The 15,946-nt window shown below is 72.0% G+C and carries 15 protein-coding genes and 1 pseudogene; 11 read left to right on the forward strand and 5 right to left on the reverse strand.

The annotated features are described in order from the left end of the window. Nucleotides 1-68: 68 nt before the first annotated feature. On the reverse strand, nucleotides 69-1,418 hold the full coding sequence (locus AB0J68_RS11385; RefSeq protein WP_363937942.1) for a hypothetical protein: 1,350 nt from the start codon (nucleotides 1,416-1,418) through the stop codon (nucleotides 69-71). A gap of 82 nt (nucleotides 1,419-1,500) precedes the next feature. Here AB0J68_RS11385 and murD point away from each other — a divergent pair, with 82 nt between their 5' ends. Beyond that, nucleotides 1,501-2,850, forward strand: coding sequence for a UDP-N-acetylmuramoyl-L-alanine--D-glutamate ligase (gene murD / locus AB0J68_RS11390; RefSeq protein ID WP_354858425.1), 1,350 nt, complete (start codon nucleotides 1,501-1,503; stop codon nucleotides 2,848-2,850). Between the two features lie 19 nt (nucleotides 2,851-2,869). Here the strand turns inward: murD and AB0J68_RS11395 are convergent, their stop codons facing one another. After that, entirely contained in the window at nucleotides 2,870-3,838 is a 969-nt protein-coding gene (locus AB0J68_RS11395) for a hypothetical protein (protein ID WP_363937945.1), read from the reverse strand. 88 nt (nucleotides 3,839-3,926) lie between these two features. Between AB0J68_RS11395 and AB0J68_RS11400 the strand changes: the two genes are divergently transcribed. Both AB0J68_RS11400 and AB0J68_RS11405 read left to right on the forward strand, forming a co-directional pair. Then, nucleotides 3,927-4,799 (forward strand): hypothetical protein, encoded by an 873-nt coding sequence (locus AB0J68_RS11400; RefSeq protein WP_355067152.1) that lies wholly within the window; start codon nucleotides 3,927-3,929, stop codon nucleotides 4,797-4,799. A gap of 19 nt (nucleotides 4,800-4,818) precedes the next feature. Next, nucleotides 4,819-5,733, forward strand: coding sequence for a hypothetical protein (locus tag AB0J68_RS11405; protein WP_363937947.1), 915 nt, complete (start codon nucleotides 4,819-4,821; stop codon nucleotides 5,731-5,733). Here the strand turns inward: AB0J68_RS11405 and AB0J68_RS11410 are convergent. Continuing rightward, the gene (locus AB0J68_RS11410) at nucleotides 5,717-6,499 is read right to left on the reverse strand and encodes a glutamate cyclase domain-containing protein (RefSeq protein ID WP_363937948.1); all 783 of its coding nucleotides are present in this window, start codon (nucleotides 6,497-6,499) and stop codon (nucleotides 5,717-5,719) included. The genes AB0J68_RS11405 and AB0J68_RS11410 overlap by 17 nt on opposite strands. Between AB0J68_RS11410 and AB0J68_RS11415 the strand changes: the two genes are divergently transcribed. Then, nucleotides 6,498-7,796 (forward strand): aspartate aminotransferase family protein, encoded by a 1,299-nt coding sequence (locus AB0J68_RS11415; RefSeq protein WP_363937951.1) that lies wholly within the window; start codon nucleotides 6,498-6,500, stop codon nucleotides 7,794-7,796. The two genes, AB0J68_RS11410 and AB0J68_RS11415, sit on opposite strands and share 2 nt — an antisense overlap. Beyond that, nucleotides 7,793-9,280 (forward strand): CoA-acylating methylmalonate-semialdehyde dehydrogenase, encoded by a 1,488-nt coding sequence (locus AB0J68_RS11420; protein ID WP_363937953.1) that lies wholly within the window; start codon nucleotides 7,793-7,795, stop codon nucleotides 9,278-9,280. Before AB0J68_RS11415 ends, AB0J68_RS11420 begins: the two co-directional genes overlap by 4 nt. Here AB0J68_RS11420 and AB0J68_RS11425 read toward each other — a convergent pair. Beyond that, complete coding sequence (locus tag AB0J68_RS11425) at nucleotides 9,252-10,709, reverse strand: acyltransferase (RefSeq protein ID WP_355139392.1); 1,458 nt, start codon at nucleotides 10,707-10,709, stop codon at nucleotides 9,252-9,254. The two genes, AB0J68_RS11420 and AB0J68_RS11425, sit on opposite strands and share 29 nt — an antisense overlap. A gap of 191 nt (nucleotides 10,710-10,900) precedes the next feature. Between AB0J68_RS11425 and ngcE the strand changes: the two genes are divergently transcribed. The 6 genes from ngcE to AB0J68_RS11455 are packed head-to-tail and all read left to right on the forward strand — an operon-like array spanning nucleotide 10,901 to nucleotide 15,329. Next, nucleotides 10,901-12,313 (forward strand): N-acetylglucosamine/diacetylchitobiose ABC transporter substrate-binding protein, encoded by a 1,413-nt coding sequence (ngcE, locus tag AB0J68_RS11430; RefSeq protein WP_363937955.1) that lies wholly within the window; start codon nucleotides 10,901-10,903, stop codon nucleotides 12,311-12,313. 59 nt (nucleotides 12,314-12,372) lie between these two features. Then, nucleotides 12,373-13,281: a sugar ABC transporter permease gene (locus tag AB0J68_RS11435; RefSeq protein WP_355067158.1), complete on the forward strand. Its 909-nt coding sequence runs from the start codon at nucleotides 12,373-12,375 to the stop codon at nucleotides 13,279-13,281. Beyond that, a complete protein-coding gene (locus AB0J68_RS11440) occupies nucleotides 13,278-14,177 on the forward strand; it encodes a carbohydrate ABC transporter permease (protein WP_354858401.1) in 900 nt (299 codons plus the stop codon). The genes AB0J68_RS11435 and AB0J68_RS11440 overlap by 4 nt, the downstream gene beginning before the upstream one ends. Nucleotides 14,178-14,223: 46 nt before the next feature. Then, on the forward strand, nucleotides 14,224-14,601 hold the full coding sequence (locus AB0J68_RS11445; RefSeq protein WP_354858399.1) for a glyoxalase superfamily protein: 378 nt from the start codon (nucleotides 14,224-14,226) through the stop codon (nucleotides 14,599-14,601). Then, the gene (locus AB0J68_RS11450; protein WP_355139394.1) at nucleotides 14,594-14,914 is read left to right on the forward strand and encodes a metalloregulator ArsR/SmtB family transcription factor; all 321 of its coding nucleotides are present in this window, start codon (nucleotides 14,594-14,596) and stop codon (nucleotides 14,912-14,914) included. The genes AB0J68_RS11445 and AB0J68_RS11450 overlap by 8 nt, the downstream gene beginning before the upstream one ends. After that, the gene (locus tag AB0J68_RS11455) at nucleotides 14,907-15,329 is read left to right on the forward strand and encodes an SRPBCC domain-containing protein (RefSeq protein WP_354858394.1); all 423 of its coding nucleotides are present in this window, start codon (nucleotides 14,907-14,909) and stop codon (nucleotides 15,327-15,329) included. Before AB0J68_RS11450 ends, AB0J68_RS11455 begins: the two co-directional genes overlap by 8 nt. 90 nt (nucleotides 15,330-15,419) lie before the next feature. On the opposite strand, the pseudogene AB0J68_RS11460 reads toward AB0J68_RS11455, so the two are convergent. Next, nucleotides 15,420-15,946: pseudogene (locus tag AB0J68_RS11460) on the reverse strand (ATPase); the annotation flags it as partial.

Consider the following 15,946-nt stretch of genomic DNA (forward strand, 5'->3'; position numbering starts at 1 on the left):
AGTTATTGCCAAGACACGCCGATGAGAGTGGCAATAACTTCATGATCAACGGGGGCAAGGGGAGGGGGTTAGGACAGGGAGGTTAGGGCTTTTGCGTAGGTTGGGGGGATGTGGTTGGGGCCGCCGGGGGTGAAGACGTCCGACGTCGCCACCGCGGACCAGGCCGTTTCCGGTACGGCTTCGACCAGGGCCTTGATCACTGGGGCGTCGCGCCACTGGTCCTGTTCGGCGAGCAGGCCGAGAGCCACCACCGACTCCTCGACCTCGCCCACGCACTCGAACGGCTTGTGCCCGTCCACGCCCAGCAGCTCCCGGTAGCCGGGGATCTGCTCCGGGTCGGCCAGCAGGTCGCCGCCGAAGATGTGGGTGACCCGCTCGCGGGGCATGAACGGCGCCATCGCGAGGAAGACGAACCGGCACTTCGGGCAGTCCCGGCACCAGCGCTCGGACGCGTCGCGTAGCTTGAACGCCTGGTTGCAGCTCGTCACCACGTCGTCGTACCGGGTGAACTCGGCAAACAGTCGGGCGATGTGCAGCTCGGACAGCGAACGCAGCAGCGAGAAGTACGGTTCGGTCAGGCCGGCGTGCTCGGCCAGCGCCCCCCGCAGCAGCCCTTCGGCCTCGACGCCCTTGGACCACTGGTGGTTGATCTCGTGGCCGTTCCAGACCAGGTTCGGGTCGGACGCCGAGCGCTCGTTGGACATCACCACCGGGCCGAGCCCGTGCAGCACCGCCGTCGCCACCGCGATCAGCGAGTTGATGGCGGTGACCGGGATGTGCCCGTTCAGCGCGCCCGCCGCGTTCAGGTCGAACAGCACCGGGTCGATGCGCCGTCGGGCCGCGAGCGGGGTCAGCCCGGACGCCTCGTTGACCGAGACGATCACGTGGTTCGGGTTGACCGAGAACGGCACCGGGTCCAGTTCGGCGCGGCGCAGCGCCTCCAAGCTCACGATCGAGTCCTTGCCGCCGCCGACGGCGGAGAGGGGGCGACGATCGGAGTTGTCGTAGACGCGCGGCGACTCCGGTGAGCCGGCCGGCACCTGCGGGCGCAACTCGAGCACGTGCGGCAACTGGTTGCGGTACGCGTACTCCGCGAGGCCCTTGGTGTAGACGGCCGTGACGTAGTCGACGGTGGCCGCGCCCAGCGGCGCCGGCAGCACCAGGCGGGGCGGCGCGGCGACCTTGTAGTAGCTCACACCGGCGACGAGGTGCAGCACCTCCAGCACCCGGCCGAGGGTGGCCACGGTCTCGTCCGACGGCGGCTGCGCCGGCAACGGAAGGGTGATCACCTCGGTGAACCGTTGCTCACCGGCCGGGCCGGTCAGCGCGTAGTCGAACAACACCTCGCCGGTGGCGAAGTCGATCGAGTAGGACGGGAAGGTGAAGGCGTCCATCCGCCGGAGCTGCTCGTTGGGCACACGCCATACTAGGCCCTGGTTCGTCCGGCCGTGTCCGGACCGGCCCCCGCCCTGCCGCCGCCGTGACCCCGAGGAGAGCCCAGTGCGCCTGTCTGACCTGCGCGGACGTACCGTCGCCGTCTGGGGGACCGGCCGGGAGGGCCGGGCAGCTGTGACCGCGATCGCCGCGCACGGCCCCGCCGAGCTGGTCGCCGTCGACGACAGCGCCAACTTCCTGTCACTGCCCTGGGACGGGCCGCTGGCCGAGGCGGCCCCGCTGGTCACCGGCGAGGCGGGCTTCGCCCGGCTGGCCGCCGCCGACGTGGTGGTCCGCTCGCCCGGCGTGCCGCAGACCCATCCCTGGCTGGTCGAGCTGCGCCGACGCGGCGTGCCGGTCACCCAGGGCACCGCCCTGTGGATGGCCGACCACGCCGCGCGCACCGTCGGGGTGACCGGCAGCAAGGGCAAGAGCACCACCTCCAGCCTGATCAGCCACCTGCTCACCGCGATGGGCCGCCCGAACGTCTTCGGCGGCAACATCGGGGTGCCGACCCTCGACCTGCCCGACGCGGAGCTGTACGTGCTGGAGCTGTCGAGCTACCAGTGCAGCGACCTCACCGACTCGCCCCGGGTGGCCGTGGTCACCGCGCTGTTCCCCGAGCACCTGGACGCGCACGGCGGGGAGCGGGAGTACTACCGCGACAAGCTCAACCTGCTCGCCCACGATCCGCAGACGATCGTGGTCAACGGCGCCGACCCACGGCTCGCCGCCGAGCTGGGGGAGCTGCCGGCGGTGCGGGCCGGCCGCCCCGACACCACCAACGTCGCCACCGGCGCGGACGGCACCCCCTGGTTCCACCTCAGCGACCAGCCGCTCTTCCCCCGCGCCGTGCTGCCGCTGGTGGGCCGGCACAACGAGGGCAACCTGTGCGTCGCCCTCGCCGTGCTCGACGCGCTCGGCATCGACGTGGTGGCCGCCAAGGACCACCTGGCCGTCGCGGTGGCCGAGTTCCAGGGGCTGGCCCACCGGCTCACCGAGATCACCGACCCGTCCGGCCTGACCTTCGTCGACGACACCCTGGCCACCAGCCCGTACGCGGCCATGCACGCCATCGACGCGTACGACGGGCGACCGTTGACGGTGATCGTCGGCGGCACCGACCGAGGGCTGGACTACACGCCGCTGGCCGAGCACCTCGCCGAGCGGGAACTGACCGTGATCGGCATCCCGGACAGCGGCGCCCGCATCGTCGCGGCGCTCGACGGCCTGCCCAAGGTGCGGACGGAGCTGGTCGACGACCTGGTGGAAGCGGTCCGGCTGTCCCGGGAGGTGACCCCGGCCGGCGGGGTGGTGCTGCTGTCCCCGGCCGCCCCGAGCTACGGCCGGTTCCGCAACTTCGAGCACCGCTCCGAGGTCTTCGCCCAGGCCGTCGCCGACACCGCCGGGGCGTAGGGCCTGGCGGATCGTCGGGTCACCGCCGGGCGACCTGGTGGTGCAGGGCGCGCAACGAGCGGATGGCCGAGCGGATCTCCTGCAGGTACCGCCCGGGGGTGAGGGTCTGCTCGGGCAGCACCGCCAGGTCGGCCAGCGTCGGGTCCACCCCGACGGTCTCGATGGCGCAGCCGTACGGCACGGCCAGGGTGCGTAGCGCGTCGCAGTGCTGGAACGGCACGTAGATCGGCGCGGTGACCATCAGCGCCTCGTCACCCGGGGCGAGCCGGACGTGTCCGGCCCAGAACCGCTGGGTGTCGGCGGTGTGGGCGCGTCGCCGGTCGGGTTCACTGGACGGCGCGGCCAGCACCCGTACCGGTGGCAGGCCCGTCGGCCGGTAGGTCCGCGACGACCAGGAGTGGTGGGGGTGGCCGGCGTCGACGCCGTCCTGCTCGGTCGGGGCGGTCACCCCGAACACCTGCCGGACCGCCGTGTCCAGCACGTCCACCTCGGTCTCGTCCGGGGGCAGGCCCGCGTCGGCGAGGGTGGCGCGTTCCCACTCGGACAGTGGTCGGAAGCTGCCCAGCACGGCGACCTCGCCGGTCACCCGCAGGCCGGCGCGCAGCAGGTGCGCGGCGTACGCGACGCGACGCACGCAGGCGTGCGCCAGGCCGCCCAGCACGACCAGGTGGGCGTACGCCGGGCGGGCCGGCGGCACCGTACGCGCCATGCCGAGCGCGGCGGCCGCGTCGAGGACCAGCCTGGACGTGAGCGCGTCAAGGGTCGGCTCCCGCGCGTCCGGGCGTTCGCGCCCCTGCCGGAAGTCCCAGTGCCGGGCGGAGAAGTCGTCGAGGAACCGCAGCACGTCGGCGAGGTCGCCGGTCGGCCAGTCGCCGCCGAAGTGCCGGACCAGGCCGCGGAGCGCAGTGGAGTCGGCCCAGGCCCGGACGTCCGCCGTGATCTGCTCGGCGACCGTGTCGGTCGACGGGGCCGCATCCGCGCTCTGCACGTGCCGGATGCTACCGCTCCGGTCCGGCGGGGCCGGCGGGTTGTGGCTGGCGTCTACCCTGGCGGCACCGGCGGATTGGGGGAGTTCGATGGTCCGTGACGTGGCCCGTCGGCGGCCCCGGGAGCGCGGCGGCGCCTCCGACGGCTTCGCGCGTCTGGTGGCGCACACCGACCCGGTGGCGTTGGTCGGCATCACGTTGTCGATCACCCTCAGCGTCATGCTCGACCTCACCAACGCCGCCTCCGGGGTGGAGTCGCTGCTGGCCGGCCTGATGGGCATCACCATCTCGCTGCTGGTGGACTCGCTGGCCCGCGCGGAGCGCCGGTTTCACCTGCGGACGTTGCTGGACGGTCCGCCGTGGCTCGTCCACACCACCACTGAGCTGGCCGCGGCCATGCGGGAGGCGGCCGAGCAGCACGCGGGCACGCGGGTCGCGGCCGAGGCGCAGCGGCGCTACGAGCAGTTCCGGCTGGAGGCCGAGCAGCTCGCGCAGGGGCGGATCATCCGCCGCGGCGACGAGGACGAGGACCTGGTCGGTGCGACCCGCGGCTGCGTGCACCGGCTCGACGCGCTGACGAACGTGATGCCCCGGGTGAGCGGGGAGCTGAGCTGGTGGCGCAGCGAGATCGGCCGACGGTACTGGGAGGCGAACGTCGCGGCCCTGCAACGGGGCGTCCGGATCACCCGGGTCTTCGTCTACGCCACGCTGACCGACGAGCTGTCCGCGCTCGTGCAGCGGCAGCGCGCGGCCGGGGCGCGGGTGGGTCTGCTGCCCTTCGGTGTGGTCAGTCCACAGCTCCTCGTCAATCTGACAGTCTGGGACGGGTCGAGCTGCTGGGAGGCCCGGATGACCGCGCACGGCGAGATCGGCGAGAACCAGTTCTCGGTGAACCGGACGGACGTCGAGCGCCTCACCCGCGTGTTCGACGTCTGCGTGAACGCCGCGACCTTCCAGGACTGACGGCCGAGACGGGGAAGCCATGACGCTGAGTGCGGTCCTGCTGGTGACGGCCGTGGTCTGGGCGGTCAGCGTGATCCGCTCGGTCCGGCTCCGGGCGCTGGTCTACAGCCTTCCGTTGCCGATGACGCTCGCCCTGGTCAGCACGCCGTACGAGGTGGGCGGTGCGCAGGTGCTCGGCGTGCTCGGGCTCAACCTCTTCTTCGTCACCGTGGCGGTCACCCATCAGCGGCTGCGCTGGCCCATCCTGCTCGCCGACGGCGCGGGGATCGCTGTCTACGTGGCGCTGAGCGCAGGTCTGTTGGCCGTCGACATCCCGTTCGAGGAGGCCCTCGGCGCCACGCTCGTGCTCTGGCTGGCGGCCATGCTCCTGCTGCGCCGTCGAGCCCGTACGCGGGTCGCCCCCGCAACCGCTGCCGGCGGAGCGGACGCCGCCGCTGCCGGCGAAGCGGACGCTGCCGCTGCCGGACCGGCCGCTGCCGGCGACGCGGACTCCCGCGCGGAGACGCCGGCCGAAGGTCGCCCGGACGGTCTGCCGGCGCTGCTCAAGTTGCTGGTCATCTTCGTCGGGGCGATCCTCACCGCGGTGCTCGGCGCGGTGTTGCGCGGCATGGTGGTGACATTCCCGTACTCGGGGGTGCTGGTCGCCGTCGAGGCTCGCCGTCAGTTGGTCGAGTTCAGCGGGCACTTCGCGCGCAACAGCCTCGCGCTGGTCGGTTTCCTCACCGCGTACCACTACCTGCAGGACGTCTCGTCGGCCGTCGCGCTGGGCAGCGGCTGGGCGGCCTTCGCGGTGGTCGCCACCGCCCTGCACCTGCCGCTGCGCCGCCACGGAGACGCCCGGGCCAGTCCACCGAGACGCGTGTCGAGACCGCTGCGGCCGGCGGCCGAGCCAGCCAGCCACCGTGCGGTGAGCCCGCCTAGCGGGCGCTCCTGACCAGGTCCGCGATCTGGGCGAGCGGTTCGGCGTACGCGGGCCAGTCGAGGCCGTCGACGCTGCGCGTGGGGCGGCGGCGTACCCCGTCCACCGCGCCCGCCGAGACGATCGCGGTCAGCAGGTCGGACGACCACGCGGGCTCCAGCAGCGTACGAAGCTCGGGCACCTCGGGGCGCAGCAGCGACAGCGCGCCGACGAGGGCTGCGGCGGCCCAGTTGGAGGTGCCGCCGACGAGCAGCGCGTCCGCGCCGACCACGCACCGGATCCGCTCGCCCGAGGCGACCACCCGGCCGACGAGTTCCGCCGGCAGGAGGCCCATCCCCAGTTCGTTGCCGCCGTCGCCGATGCCGATCCGAAACGCCGAACCGGCGCGGTAGAGCCGGTCCAGGGGGGCCGTGTGCGCGCCGATGTCCTCGCCGCGCATGTTGCGGGGTCGACCGTCCATCCCGGGCCCGACCCGTTCGCAGGCGATGAGGTGCGTCAGGCGGCCGTAGCGGGGCAGGAGGGCGTCGGCCCACTCGTCGCCGCGTGCCTCCCCGGCGACAGTGGACGGACCCAGGGTAACGGGGCCCGGCGAGGCTGCGGATCGAGTGGCGGTAGGCCGCTGACGCCGCGCGAAACAGCGGTGAAGAGGCGGCATTGTCTCGGAAACCGTTGACGTGCTGTCAGGCCGGAACGGCCTTGCGCTACACCCTGACAGTTGTCCGCGCGGGCCGGCGGTGGGAGCGTGCGGTATCCACGAACGCCGCTGAAGGGTTGCCACCATGACCGACGACCTGCTGGCCCGCCACCGGGCCGTGCTCCCGTCCTGGATGCCCCTCTACTACGACGAGCCGATCGAGCTGGTCTCCGGCTCGGGCCGCCGGGTCACCGACGCGCAGGGCCGCACCTACCTGGACTTCTTCGGCGGCGTGCTGACCAACATGATCGGGTACGACATCCCGGAGATCCGTGAGGCGGTCGAGCGGCAGCTCGCCACCGGCATCGTGCACACCTCGACGCTCTACCTGATCCGCCAGCAGGTGGAGCTGGCCGAGAAGATCGCCCAGCGCTCCGGCATTCCGGACGCCCGGGTGTTCTTCACCAACTCCGGCACCGAGGCGAACGAGGCGGCGCTGCTGGTCGCCACCAACTACCGCCGCTCGCACCAGGTCCTGGCGGTGCGCAACAGCTACCACGGCCGGTCGTACGCGGCGATGGGTGTCACCGGCAACCGCAACTGGTCGGCCAGCGGCCTCAACCCGCTCCAGGTGGCCTGGCTGCACTCGGGTGACCGGGTGCGCGGTCTGCTGGCCCGGCTCAGCGCCGAGGAGCAGGTCGACGCGGCGGTGGAGGACCTGCGCGAGGTGCTGGCCACCCAGACCGCCGGTGACGTGGCCGCGCTGATCGCCGAGCCGATCCAGGGCGTGGGCGGTTTCGTGCACCCGCCGGACGGGCTCTTCGCCGGCTGGAAGAAGGTCCTCGACGAGCACGGCATCCTGTTCATCGCCGACGAGGTGCAGACCGGCTGGGGGCGTACCGGGGAGCACTTCTGGGGTTACCAGGCGCACGGCGTCACCCCGGACCTGCTCACCTTCGCCAAGGGTGTCGGCAACGGGTTCGCTCTCGCCGGGGTGGTCGGCCGGGCCGAGGTGCTCCAGGCGGTGCCGGGGATCAGCTTCTCGACCTTCGGCGGCAACCCGATCTCGACTGCGGCCGGCAACGCGGTGCTCGACTACCTCCTCGCGCACGACCTCCAGGCCAACGCGGCCCGCGTCGGCGCGATCCTCGCCGACGGCCTGCGGTCCGCCGTGGGCGGTCTCGACTGCGTCGCCGAGGTACGCGGAAAGGGGCTGATGCTCGGCGTCGAGTTCGTCCGGCCGGGCGGCAGCGAGCCGGATCCGGTGCTGACCAACCGGGTCTTCGAGGCGTGCCGCGACGGCGGTCTGCTGGCCGGCAAGGGCGGGCTCTACGGCAACGTGCTGCGGATGGGTCCGCCGTTGACGCTGACCGAGGAGGAGGCCCGCGAGGGCCTGGCGATCCTGGTCGACGCGATCCGTTCGTCGGCGGAGGTGGCGGCATGAGCATCGGCCACTTCGTCGACGGCAAGCGGGTCGGCGGCACGTCCGAGCGACGCGGTGACGTGTTCGACCCGGCGACGGGTCGGCGTACCGCCGAGGTGGAGCTGGCCTCGACCGCGGACGTCGACGTCGCGGTGCGGTCCGCCGCCCGCGCGGCCCGCGACTGGCGCGACGCGTCGCTGGCGAAGCGGTCGACCGTGCTGTTCGCGTTCCGCGAGCTGGTGCACGCGCGGCGGGACCGGCTCGCCGAGGTGATCACCGCCGAGCACGGCAAGGTGCTCGCCGACGCCGCCGGCGAGGTGCAGCGTGGCCTGGAGGTCATCGAGTACGCCTGCGGCCTGCCGTCGGCGCTGCGCGGCGCGTTCAGCGAGAACGTCTCCACCGAGGTCGACTCGTACACCATCCGGCAGCCGCTCGGGGTGGTCGCGGTGATCTCGCCGTTCAACTTCCCGGTGATGGTGCCGCTGTGGTTCGTGCCGGTGGCCGTGGCCTGCGGCAACGCGGTGGTGCTCAAGCCGAGCGAGAAGGACCCGAGCGCGGCGCTGCTGCTGGCCGAGTGGTTCGCCGAGGCCGGCCTGCCGGACGGGGTGCTCAACGTGGTCAACGGCGACAAGGAGGCCGTCGACGCGCTGCTGGACCACCCGGAGGTGCGCGCGGTGTCGTTCGTCGGGTCCACCCCGATCGCCAGGTACGTCTACCAACGGGGCACGGCCGCCGGCAAGCGGGTGCAGGCGCTCGGTGGGGCGAAGAACCACATGGTGGTGCTCCCCGACGCCGACCTGGACCTGGCCGCCGACGCGGCGGTCAACGCCGGGTTCGGCTCGGCGGGGGAGCGGTGCATGGCCATCTCGGTGCTGGTGGCGGTGGAGCCGGTGGCGGACGCGCTCGTCGAGCGGATCGCCGCCCGGGTGACCGGGCTGCGCACCGGCGACGGCCGACGGGGCTGCGACATGGGTCCGTTGGTCACGGCCGCGCACGCGGCGAAGGTGCGCTCCTACGTGGACGCCGGGGTGGCGGCCGGCGCGGTGCCGGTGGTCGACGGCCGGGACGTGACGCCCGACGGCGACCCGGACGGCTTCTGGCTCGGCCCGACCCTGTTCGACCGGGTGACCCCGGACATGTCGATCTACACCGACGAGATCTTCGGGCCGGTGCTGAGCGTGGTCCGGGTCGGCTCGTACGACGAGGCGGTGGAGCTGGTCAACGCCAGCCCGTACGGCAACGGCACGGCGATCTTCACCAACGACGGCGGCGCGGCCCGGCGCTACCAGCACGAGGTGGAGGTCGGCATGGTGGGGATCAACGTGCCGATCCCGGTGCCGATGGCGTACCACTCGTTCGGCGGCTGGAAGTCGTCGCTCTTCGGCGACCTGCACGCGCACGGCGAGGACGGGGTGCGGTTCTTCACCCGGGGCAAGGTGGTCACCAGCCGGTGGCTGGACCCGCGCCACGGTGGGGTCAACCTCGGGTTCCCCACCCAGACCTGAGCAACCGCAGGACGCCCGCCCCGGCCAGGTACGCCAGCAGCGCCGCGACGGGTGTGCCGAAGGGTTCCCGGGCGTGCGGCGAGGTCGTGCTGTTGATCAGCAGCGCGACCACCACGGCGATGTAGCCGGCCACGGTCAGCGCCGCGCGGGCCGTGGTGCTCCGGCCGACCCGCCGTGCGGTGCGGTGCCGGGCGCTGCGCGCCTCGACCGGGCCGAAGATCGCGACCAGCACCGCCAGGACGGCCGCGAGCAGCAGCAGCCAGGGGACTCGCCACGCCCACCAGGCGCCTGAACCGGCGGCCGGAGTGGGCAGCGTCCCGGTCGTGTCGAGCAGCCCGATGAGCAGGATCGCGGCGGTCAGGTGCCAGAGGAAGATGGTCAGCACCACCAGGTTGACCCCGATCACCAGCTGCCACGGGCCGGTGCGGCGCAGCAGGCGTTCCGCTGGCCGGCGCAGCAGCAGGATCAGGCCGAGCTGGGCGGTGGCGACGGCCAGCAACGCGAGGCTGGGCGGGCTGAGGTTGTCCAGGCGCTCGCCGGGCACGTGCAGCATCGCCACCGGCCACGGGCCGGGCCCGGTGAGCAGCAGCAGAGCGGCCAGCCCGCTGGTCAGGAACACCAGCCCGGCCCGCCGGGAGGTGGGCAGCCGCCGCCGGCGTACCCCCGGGTGGTCGGGAGCCGACGGCCCGCCGGCGTCGTCGGCGGCGGCTGACGGTGGCGCGGTCTCGGTGGTCGGCGGCGCTGCGGGCGTGGTCTCGGTGGCGGTCGGCGGGGTGGCGCGGGTGTCGTACCAGGCGAAGCCGAGCTGGTGTATGGCCAGCCAGCCGAACAGGTAGCTGCCGTAGCTCAGCTCCACCGACCCGGTCAGCCGGGCCAGGTCCCCGAGGCCCACCAGGGCGACCAGCACCAGCGGGACGGCCAGGCCGAGACGGCGGTGCAGCGCGTACATGGCTGGGGTGAGCACGACGACCGCCAGGTAGGCGATCAGGAACCACAGGGGGATGGTGGCGAACCAGACCACCTCGCGAATTCGGGTCGGGTCGACGCCGCGCAGCCGGGCCACCGCCGCCGCCCCGGTGAGCACGAGCAGCAGCGCGCTCGTGGGGCGGACCAGTCGGGCACTGCGGTCGAGCAGCCAGTCCGCGGCATTGCCACCCCGGGCGCGCAGCCGGGTCAGCGAGGCCGCGTTGGCGTAGCCACCGACCAGGAAGAACACGGGCATCACCTGGGCCACCCAGGTCAGCGGGTACGCCCAGCGCAGGTCGCCGAGCGCGGAGTGCCCGGTGGGTTGGCCGGAGGCGTCCCGCCCGATCACCGTGACGCCCCAGTGTCCGAGAACGACCATGGTGATAGCGAGCGCGCGGAGCAGGTCGACGTACCGCTCCCGTCCGGCCGGGGTGCGGTCGGCGAGGTCGCGCAGACGGCGCATCACCTCAGGCTAGGCGACCGACGGCGGCCGGTGGTGATAACGGTTCGACAGTCAGGACTTGAAGTCCGGGCCGGCCTGTCGTAGAAATTCTTCAGCAGCAACGCGTTAACTGAAGAGAATCGACGTGCCTCGCGCGGCGGACGCCTTCCCCCACTTCCGGCGATCCGCCCGACCCGACCCGAGGAGATCTGATGAACAGGCGTGACATCCTGCGGCGCAGCGCCGCCGCCGGCCTGCTGGCCACCCCCGCCGCCGGTCTGCTGAGCGGTTGTGCGACAGGCGGCGGTGACAAGGGCGATGCCGAGACCTACCAGGGCACCAAGAGCGCCGAGAACCCGCTCGGCGTGAAAGAGGACGCCCCGCTCGAGGTGGTGATCTTCGGCGGCGGGTTCGGTGAGGAGTACGCCAAGGCCCACGAGGCCATGTACACCGAGAAGTACCCGAAGGCGAAGATCAAGCACTCCGCCACCCAGGAGATCAGCAAGACCCTTCAGCCGCGCTTCGTCGACGGCACGCCACCCGACGTGGTCAACAACTCCGGCGCCAGCCAGATCGACTTCAACGGCCTGGTCAGCCAGAACGCCATCGCCGACCTGGGCGAGCTGCTCGCCGCGCCGAGCCTCGACGTGCCCGGCAAGACCGTCAAGGACACCCTGCTGCCCGGCGCGGTGGAGGTCGGCTCGTACGACGGCACGTTCCTGGTGCTCAACTACACCTACACCGCCTACGGCATCTGGTACTCCGAGAAGCTGTTCACCGAACGCAAGTGGGAGTACGCCAAGACCTGGGACGACCACATCGCGCAGTGCAAGCAGATCAAGGCGGCCGGCATCGCCCCCTGGACGTACGCGGGCCTGCACCCGCGCTACATGAGCTGGCCGCTGATCGCCACCGCGATCAAGCTCGGCGGGCCGTCGGTGGCGACCGCGATCGACAACCTGGAGCCGAACGCCTGGAAGTCCGACTCGATGCGGACCGCCGCCGACGCGTGGCACCAGATCGTCAAGGACAAGTTCATCCTGGAGGGCTCGCCCGGCCTGGACCACAAGCAGTCGCAGACCGCCTGGTGCCAGGGCAAGGCCGCCTTCATCTCCTGCGGTTCCTGGTTGGAGAGCGAGCAGAAGGACGTCACCCCGGCCGGGTTCAACATGACCATCGCGCCCACCCCCAGCCTGGGCAGCGGCGACAAGCTGCCGTTCGAGGCGATCCGGGGCACCGCGGGCGAGCCGTTCATGGTGCCGGCCAAGGCCCGCAACGTCGCCGGTGGTCTGGAGTACTTCCGGACCATGCTGTCGCGCAAGGGCGCGCAGGACTTCACCAAGAAGGTCGCCAGCCTCACCGTGGTCGCCGGCGCCACCGAGGGCGTCGAGCTGCCGTACGGGCTCAAGACCGTGGTCAAGGCACTCGACGCGTCCGGGGCCAACGGCTTCAACTGGGTCTACACCAACTACTACCGCAAGCTGGAGCGCAACCTCGTCGACGCGGCGTGCGGCGAGTTCTTCAGCGGCCGGATCGGCCCGGCGGAGTTCCTCGACCAGTGCCAGAAGGGCGCCGACTCGATCGCCCAGGACAGCTCGATCAAGAAGTACAAGCGAGCGGCTTGACAGCCCGGCCGGTGGGGGCGAGCGCGCCCCCACCGGTCGCACTCCGGGAGAGGTCCACCGTGAAACATGGCAAGTGGCCGCTGATCGTCACGTTCCTGGTGCCGCCGGTGCTGCTGTACGTCTTCTTCGTCGTCTCGCCGTACCTGCAGGCGTTCCAGATCTCCACCACCGACTGGCTCGGCTACTCGGCCGACGCCAACCAGGTCGGGCTGGCGAACTTCACGGCGCTGTGGCACGACGACTACGTGTGGAACGCGCTGAAGAACAACGCGATCCTGCTGGCCCTGGTGCCCGTGCTGACCATCGGGTTCGGGCTCTTCTTCGCCACCATGCTCGCCCTGGGCGGGCGCCGGGGCCGCGCCGGAGTCACCGGGGTCCGCGGTGGCGCGTTCTACCGCACCGTGTACTTCTTCCCGCAGGTGCTCTCCGTGGTGATCATCGCGCTGCTGTTCAAGGAGGTCTACCACCCCAACAAGGGGCTGTTGACCAGCGCGCTGCACGCCGTCGGCCTGCCCGCGCCGACCTGGCTCGGCGACCCGGCGACCGCTTTCTGGTGTGTGCTGGCGGTGATGGTGTGGAGCAACGTCGGCTTCTACGTCGTCCTGTTCGGCGCCGCGATGTCGGCCGTGCCGAAGGAGATCTACGAGGCGGTGCTGCTCGACGGCGCGTCCCGGTTCACCACGCTGCGGCGGATCACCCTGCCGCTGCTCTGGGACACCGTGCAGGTCGCCTGGGTCTACCTGGCCATCTTCGCCCTGGACGGGTTCATCCTCGTGCAGCTCATGACCAACGGCGGACCGAACTTCTCCACCGACGTGATCGGCGTACGGATGTACGACACCGCCTTCGGCAGCGAGACCAAGTTCGGCTACGCCTCGGCGATCGGCGTGGTGATGTTCTTCCTGACCCTCTCGGTGGCGGTGCTGTCGCTGCGGGTCGGCCGGCGCGATCGGATCGAGTACTCGTGACCACACTGGACCAGCCCACCGCCGCCGCGCCGACGCCGACCCCGGGTCGGGACCGTCCCGTCCGCCGGGAATTCGGCGTCGCCAACGCCCTCTCGCACGGCTTCCTGCTGCTCTGGGGCCTGCTCACCGTCCTGCCGCTGCTGTGGATGTTCCTCAGCTCGTTCAAGACCAACGGCGAGATCCTGGCCGACCCGTGGGGGCTGCCCGCGTCGCTGAGCTGGGACAACTGGGCGCGCGCGTGGACCGGGGCGCACATCGGCCGGTACTTCCTCAACAGCCTCGTGGTGGTGACCGGCTCGGTCAGCCTCACCATGCTGATGGGCGCCGCCGCCGCGTACGTCTTCGCCCGGTACGAGTTCCGCGGCCGGCAGATCGTCTACTACCTGTTCGTCGGCGGCCTCATGTTCCCGGTGTTCCTCGCCCTGGTGCCGCTGTTCTTCGTGGTCCGCAACGCCGGTCTCTTCGGCACCTGGACGGGACTGATCCTGGTGTACGCGGCCTACTCGCTGCCGTTCACGGTGTTCTTCCTGACCGCGTTCTTCCGGACCCTGTCGACCTCGGTGGCCGAGGCGGCCATGGTCGACGGCTGCGGTCACTTCCGGCTCTTCTTCCGGGTGATGCTCCCGATGGCGCGTCCGGGACTGATCAGTGTGGCGATCTTCAACTTCCTCAGTCACTGGAACCAGTTCCTGCTGCCGCAGGTGCTGATGCAGGGCGACGAGTCCAAGTGGATGCTCGCCCAGGGGCTGTTCGCGTTGTCGGTCAGTCAGGGCTACGCGGGGGACTACGCTCGGCTCTTCGCCGGGTTGAGTATCGCGGTGCTGCCGGTGCTGGCGATCTACGTGGCCTTCCAGCGGCAGGTCCAGGCCGGCCTGACCGCGGGCCAGCTCAAGTAGGGTCTCGGCTTGACCGGTAGGAAATCTCCTACCTATTGTGGTCGGCATGACCGTGACCCACGTGCAACTACTCTCCGTACCCGTCACCGACCAGGATCGGGCCCGGGACTTCTACGTCGACGTCCTCGGGTTCGACCTGGTCCGGGACAACCCGATGGGCCCCGACGGCGGGCGCTGGGTGCAGGTGGCGCCCCCGGGCGCCGCCACCGCCCTCACCCTGGTCACCTGGTTCCCGACCATGCCGCCCGGGTCCCTCAAGGGCCTGGTGCTGGAGACCGACGACCTGGACGCGGACGTCGCCCGGCTACGGGAGCGGGGGGTCGACTTCGCCAACGGGGGCATCCAGTCCGCCCCCTGGGGCCGGTACGCCACCTTCGACGACCCCGACGGCAACGGCATCGTCCTCCAGGCGACCCGTGTCTGAGTCGGCCGTCTTCGCGGCGCTGGCCAACCCGACCCGGCGTGAGCTGCTGCGGCTGCTGCGCGACGGCGGGCAGCAGCCGGTGCAGCGGCTCGCCGACCACTTCGACATGCGCCGACCGAGCCTGTCCGAGCACCTCAAGGTGCTCAAGGAGGCCGGCCTGGTGGTCGAGCGGCCGGTCGGACGGCAGCGGCTGTACGCGCTCCGGCCGGAGCCGCTGCAGGAGGTCGCCGACTGGCTCAGCCCGTACGAGGCGTACTGGCGCGGTCGACTCGGGGCGCTGCGCGACGTGCTGGACGAGCTTGACGATGAGTGAGCGCGGCACCATCCGGGTGGACCAGTTCCTGCCGCACCCGCCAGCCAAGGTCTGGCGAGTGCTGACCGATCCTGATCTCATCGCGCGCTGGCTGATGCGGACCGACTTCGTGCCGGTCGTCGGCCACCGGTTCACCTTTCGCACCGACCCGCGCCCCGGGTTCGACGGCATCGTGCACTGCGAGGTGCTCGACCTGGACCCGCAACGCCTGCTGTGCTGGTCCTGGCGCGGCGGATCGCTGGACACCGTGGTGACCTGGACCCTCGTCGCCGAGGGGCGCGGCACCCGGCTGTTCCTCGAACACTCCGGCTTCGACCCGGACGACCCGCTCCAGCAGCGTACCTACGCCCTGCTCGACGGCGGCTGGCGCTCGCACGTCTGGCGCCGCCTCACCACGGTCCTCGACGCCCTCTAGCCCCGCGCCCGCATCGCGCCCCGCGCGGACATCGCGGCGAGGTGGCGTGTGGCAGGGGCGCGGTGGGCGCCGGCGGGGCGCGATGGGTGGTCAGGGAGCGGGGAAGAGGCGGGCGTGCAGGGCGGCCGGGTCGGTCACCTCGGGCAGTTCGCGGGCGGCGAGCCAGGCCGCGGCGGCGGCCCCGTCACCGGCGGTGCGCAGGGGCGCGGACGGCCAGCGTCGGCCGATCTCGGCGCGGACGGCGGTGGCCAGCGGGGTGTCCGCGGTGAGCAGCCCGCCGCCGAGCACGACCGGCGTCGTCGCCCCGGCGAGACGGATCCGGCCGACGCTCCCGGCGAGGCGGGTGGCGGCCTCGGCGATCAGCGCGGTGGCGACCGGTTCGCCGTCGGTCGCGGCGGTGACGACCAGTGGCGCCAGCCGGGCCAGGTCGATCGGCGGCCGGCGGGTGACCGCCTGGATTGTGGCGTCGACGGTGTCGCGGGGGCGGGGAGCGACGTCGGCGCTGCCCACCAGGTCGGTGAGCACCGCCGCGCCCAGCGTCCCCGGCGCGTGGCCGGCGTCCAGGTCGGCGAGGAGCCGGACGGGCCGCCTTCGACCGGGCCTGGCACGACGCCGGC

Origin of the sequence: Micromonospora sp. NPDC049580, from assembly GCF_040675595.1 — a bacterium.
Taxonomy (GTDB): Bacteria; Actinomycetota; Actinomycetes; order Mycobacteriales; family Micromonosporaceae; genus Micromonospora.

Coding starts and splice junctions, on each gene's coding strand:
- AB0J68_RS11400 (WP_355067152.1), top strand. CDS start 3,927: ATGGTCCGTGACGTGGCCCGTCGGCGGCCCCGGGAGCGCGGCGGCGCC.
- AB0J68_RS11405 (WP_363937947.1), top strand. CDS start 4,819: ATGACGCTGAGTGCGGTCCTGCTGGTGACGGCCGTGGTCTGGGCGGTC.
- AB0J68_RS11415 (WP_363937951.1), top strand. CDS start 6,498: ATGACCGACGACCTGCTGGCCCGCCACCGGGCCGTGCTCCCGTCCTGG.
- AB0J68_RS11410 (WP_363937948.1), bottom strand. CDS start 6,499: ATGGTGGCAACCCTTCAGCGGCGTTCGTGGATACCGCACGCTCCCACC.
- AB0J68_RS11420 (WP_363937953.1), top strand. CDS start 7,793: ATGAGCATCGGCCACTTCGTCGACGGCAAGCGGGTCGGCGGCACGTCC.
- AB0J68_RS11425 (WP_355139392.1), bottom strand. CDS start 10,709: ATGCGCCGTCTGCGCGACCTCGCCGACCGCACCCCGGCCGGACGGGAG.
- ngcE (WP_363937955.1), top strand. CDS start 10,901: ATGAACAGGCGTGACATCCTGCGGCGCAGCGCCGCCGCCGGCCTGCTG.
- AB0J68_RS11445 (WP_354858399.1), top strand. CDS start 14,224: ATGACCGTGACCCACGTGCAACTACTCTCCGTACCCGTCACCGACCAG.
- AB0J68_RS11455 (WP_354858394.1), top strand. CDS start 14,907: ATGAGTGAGCGCGGCACCATCCGGGTGGACCAGTTCCTGCCGCACCCG.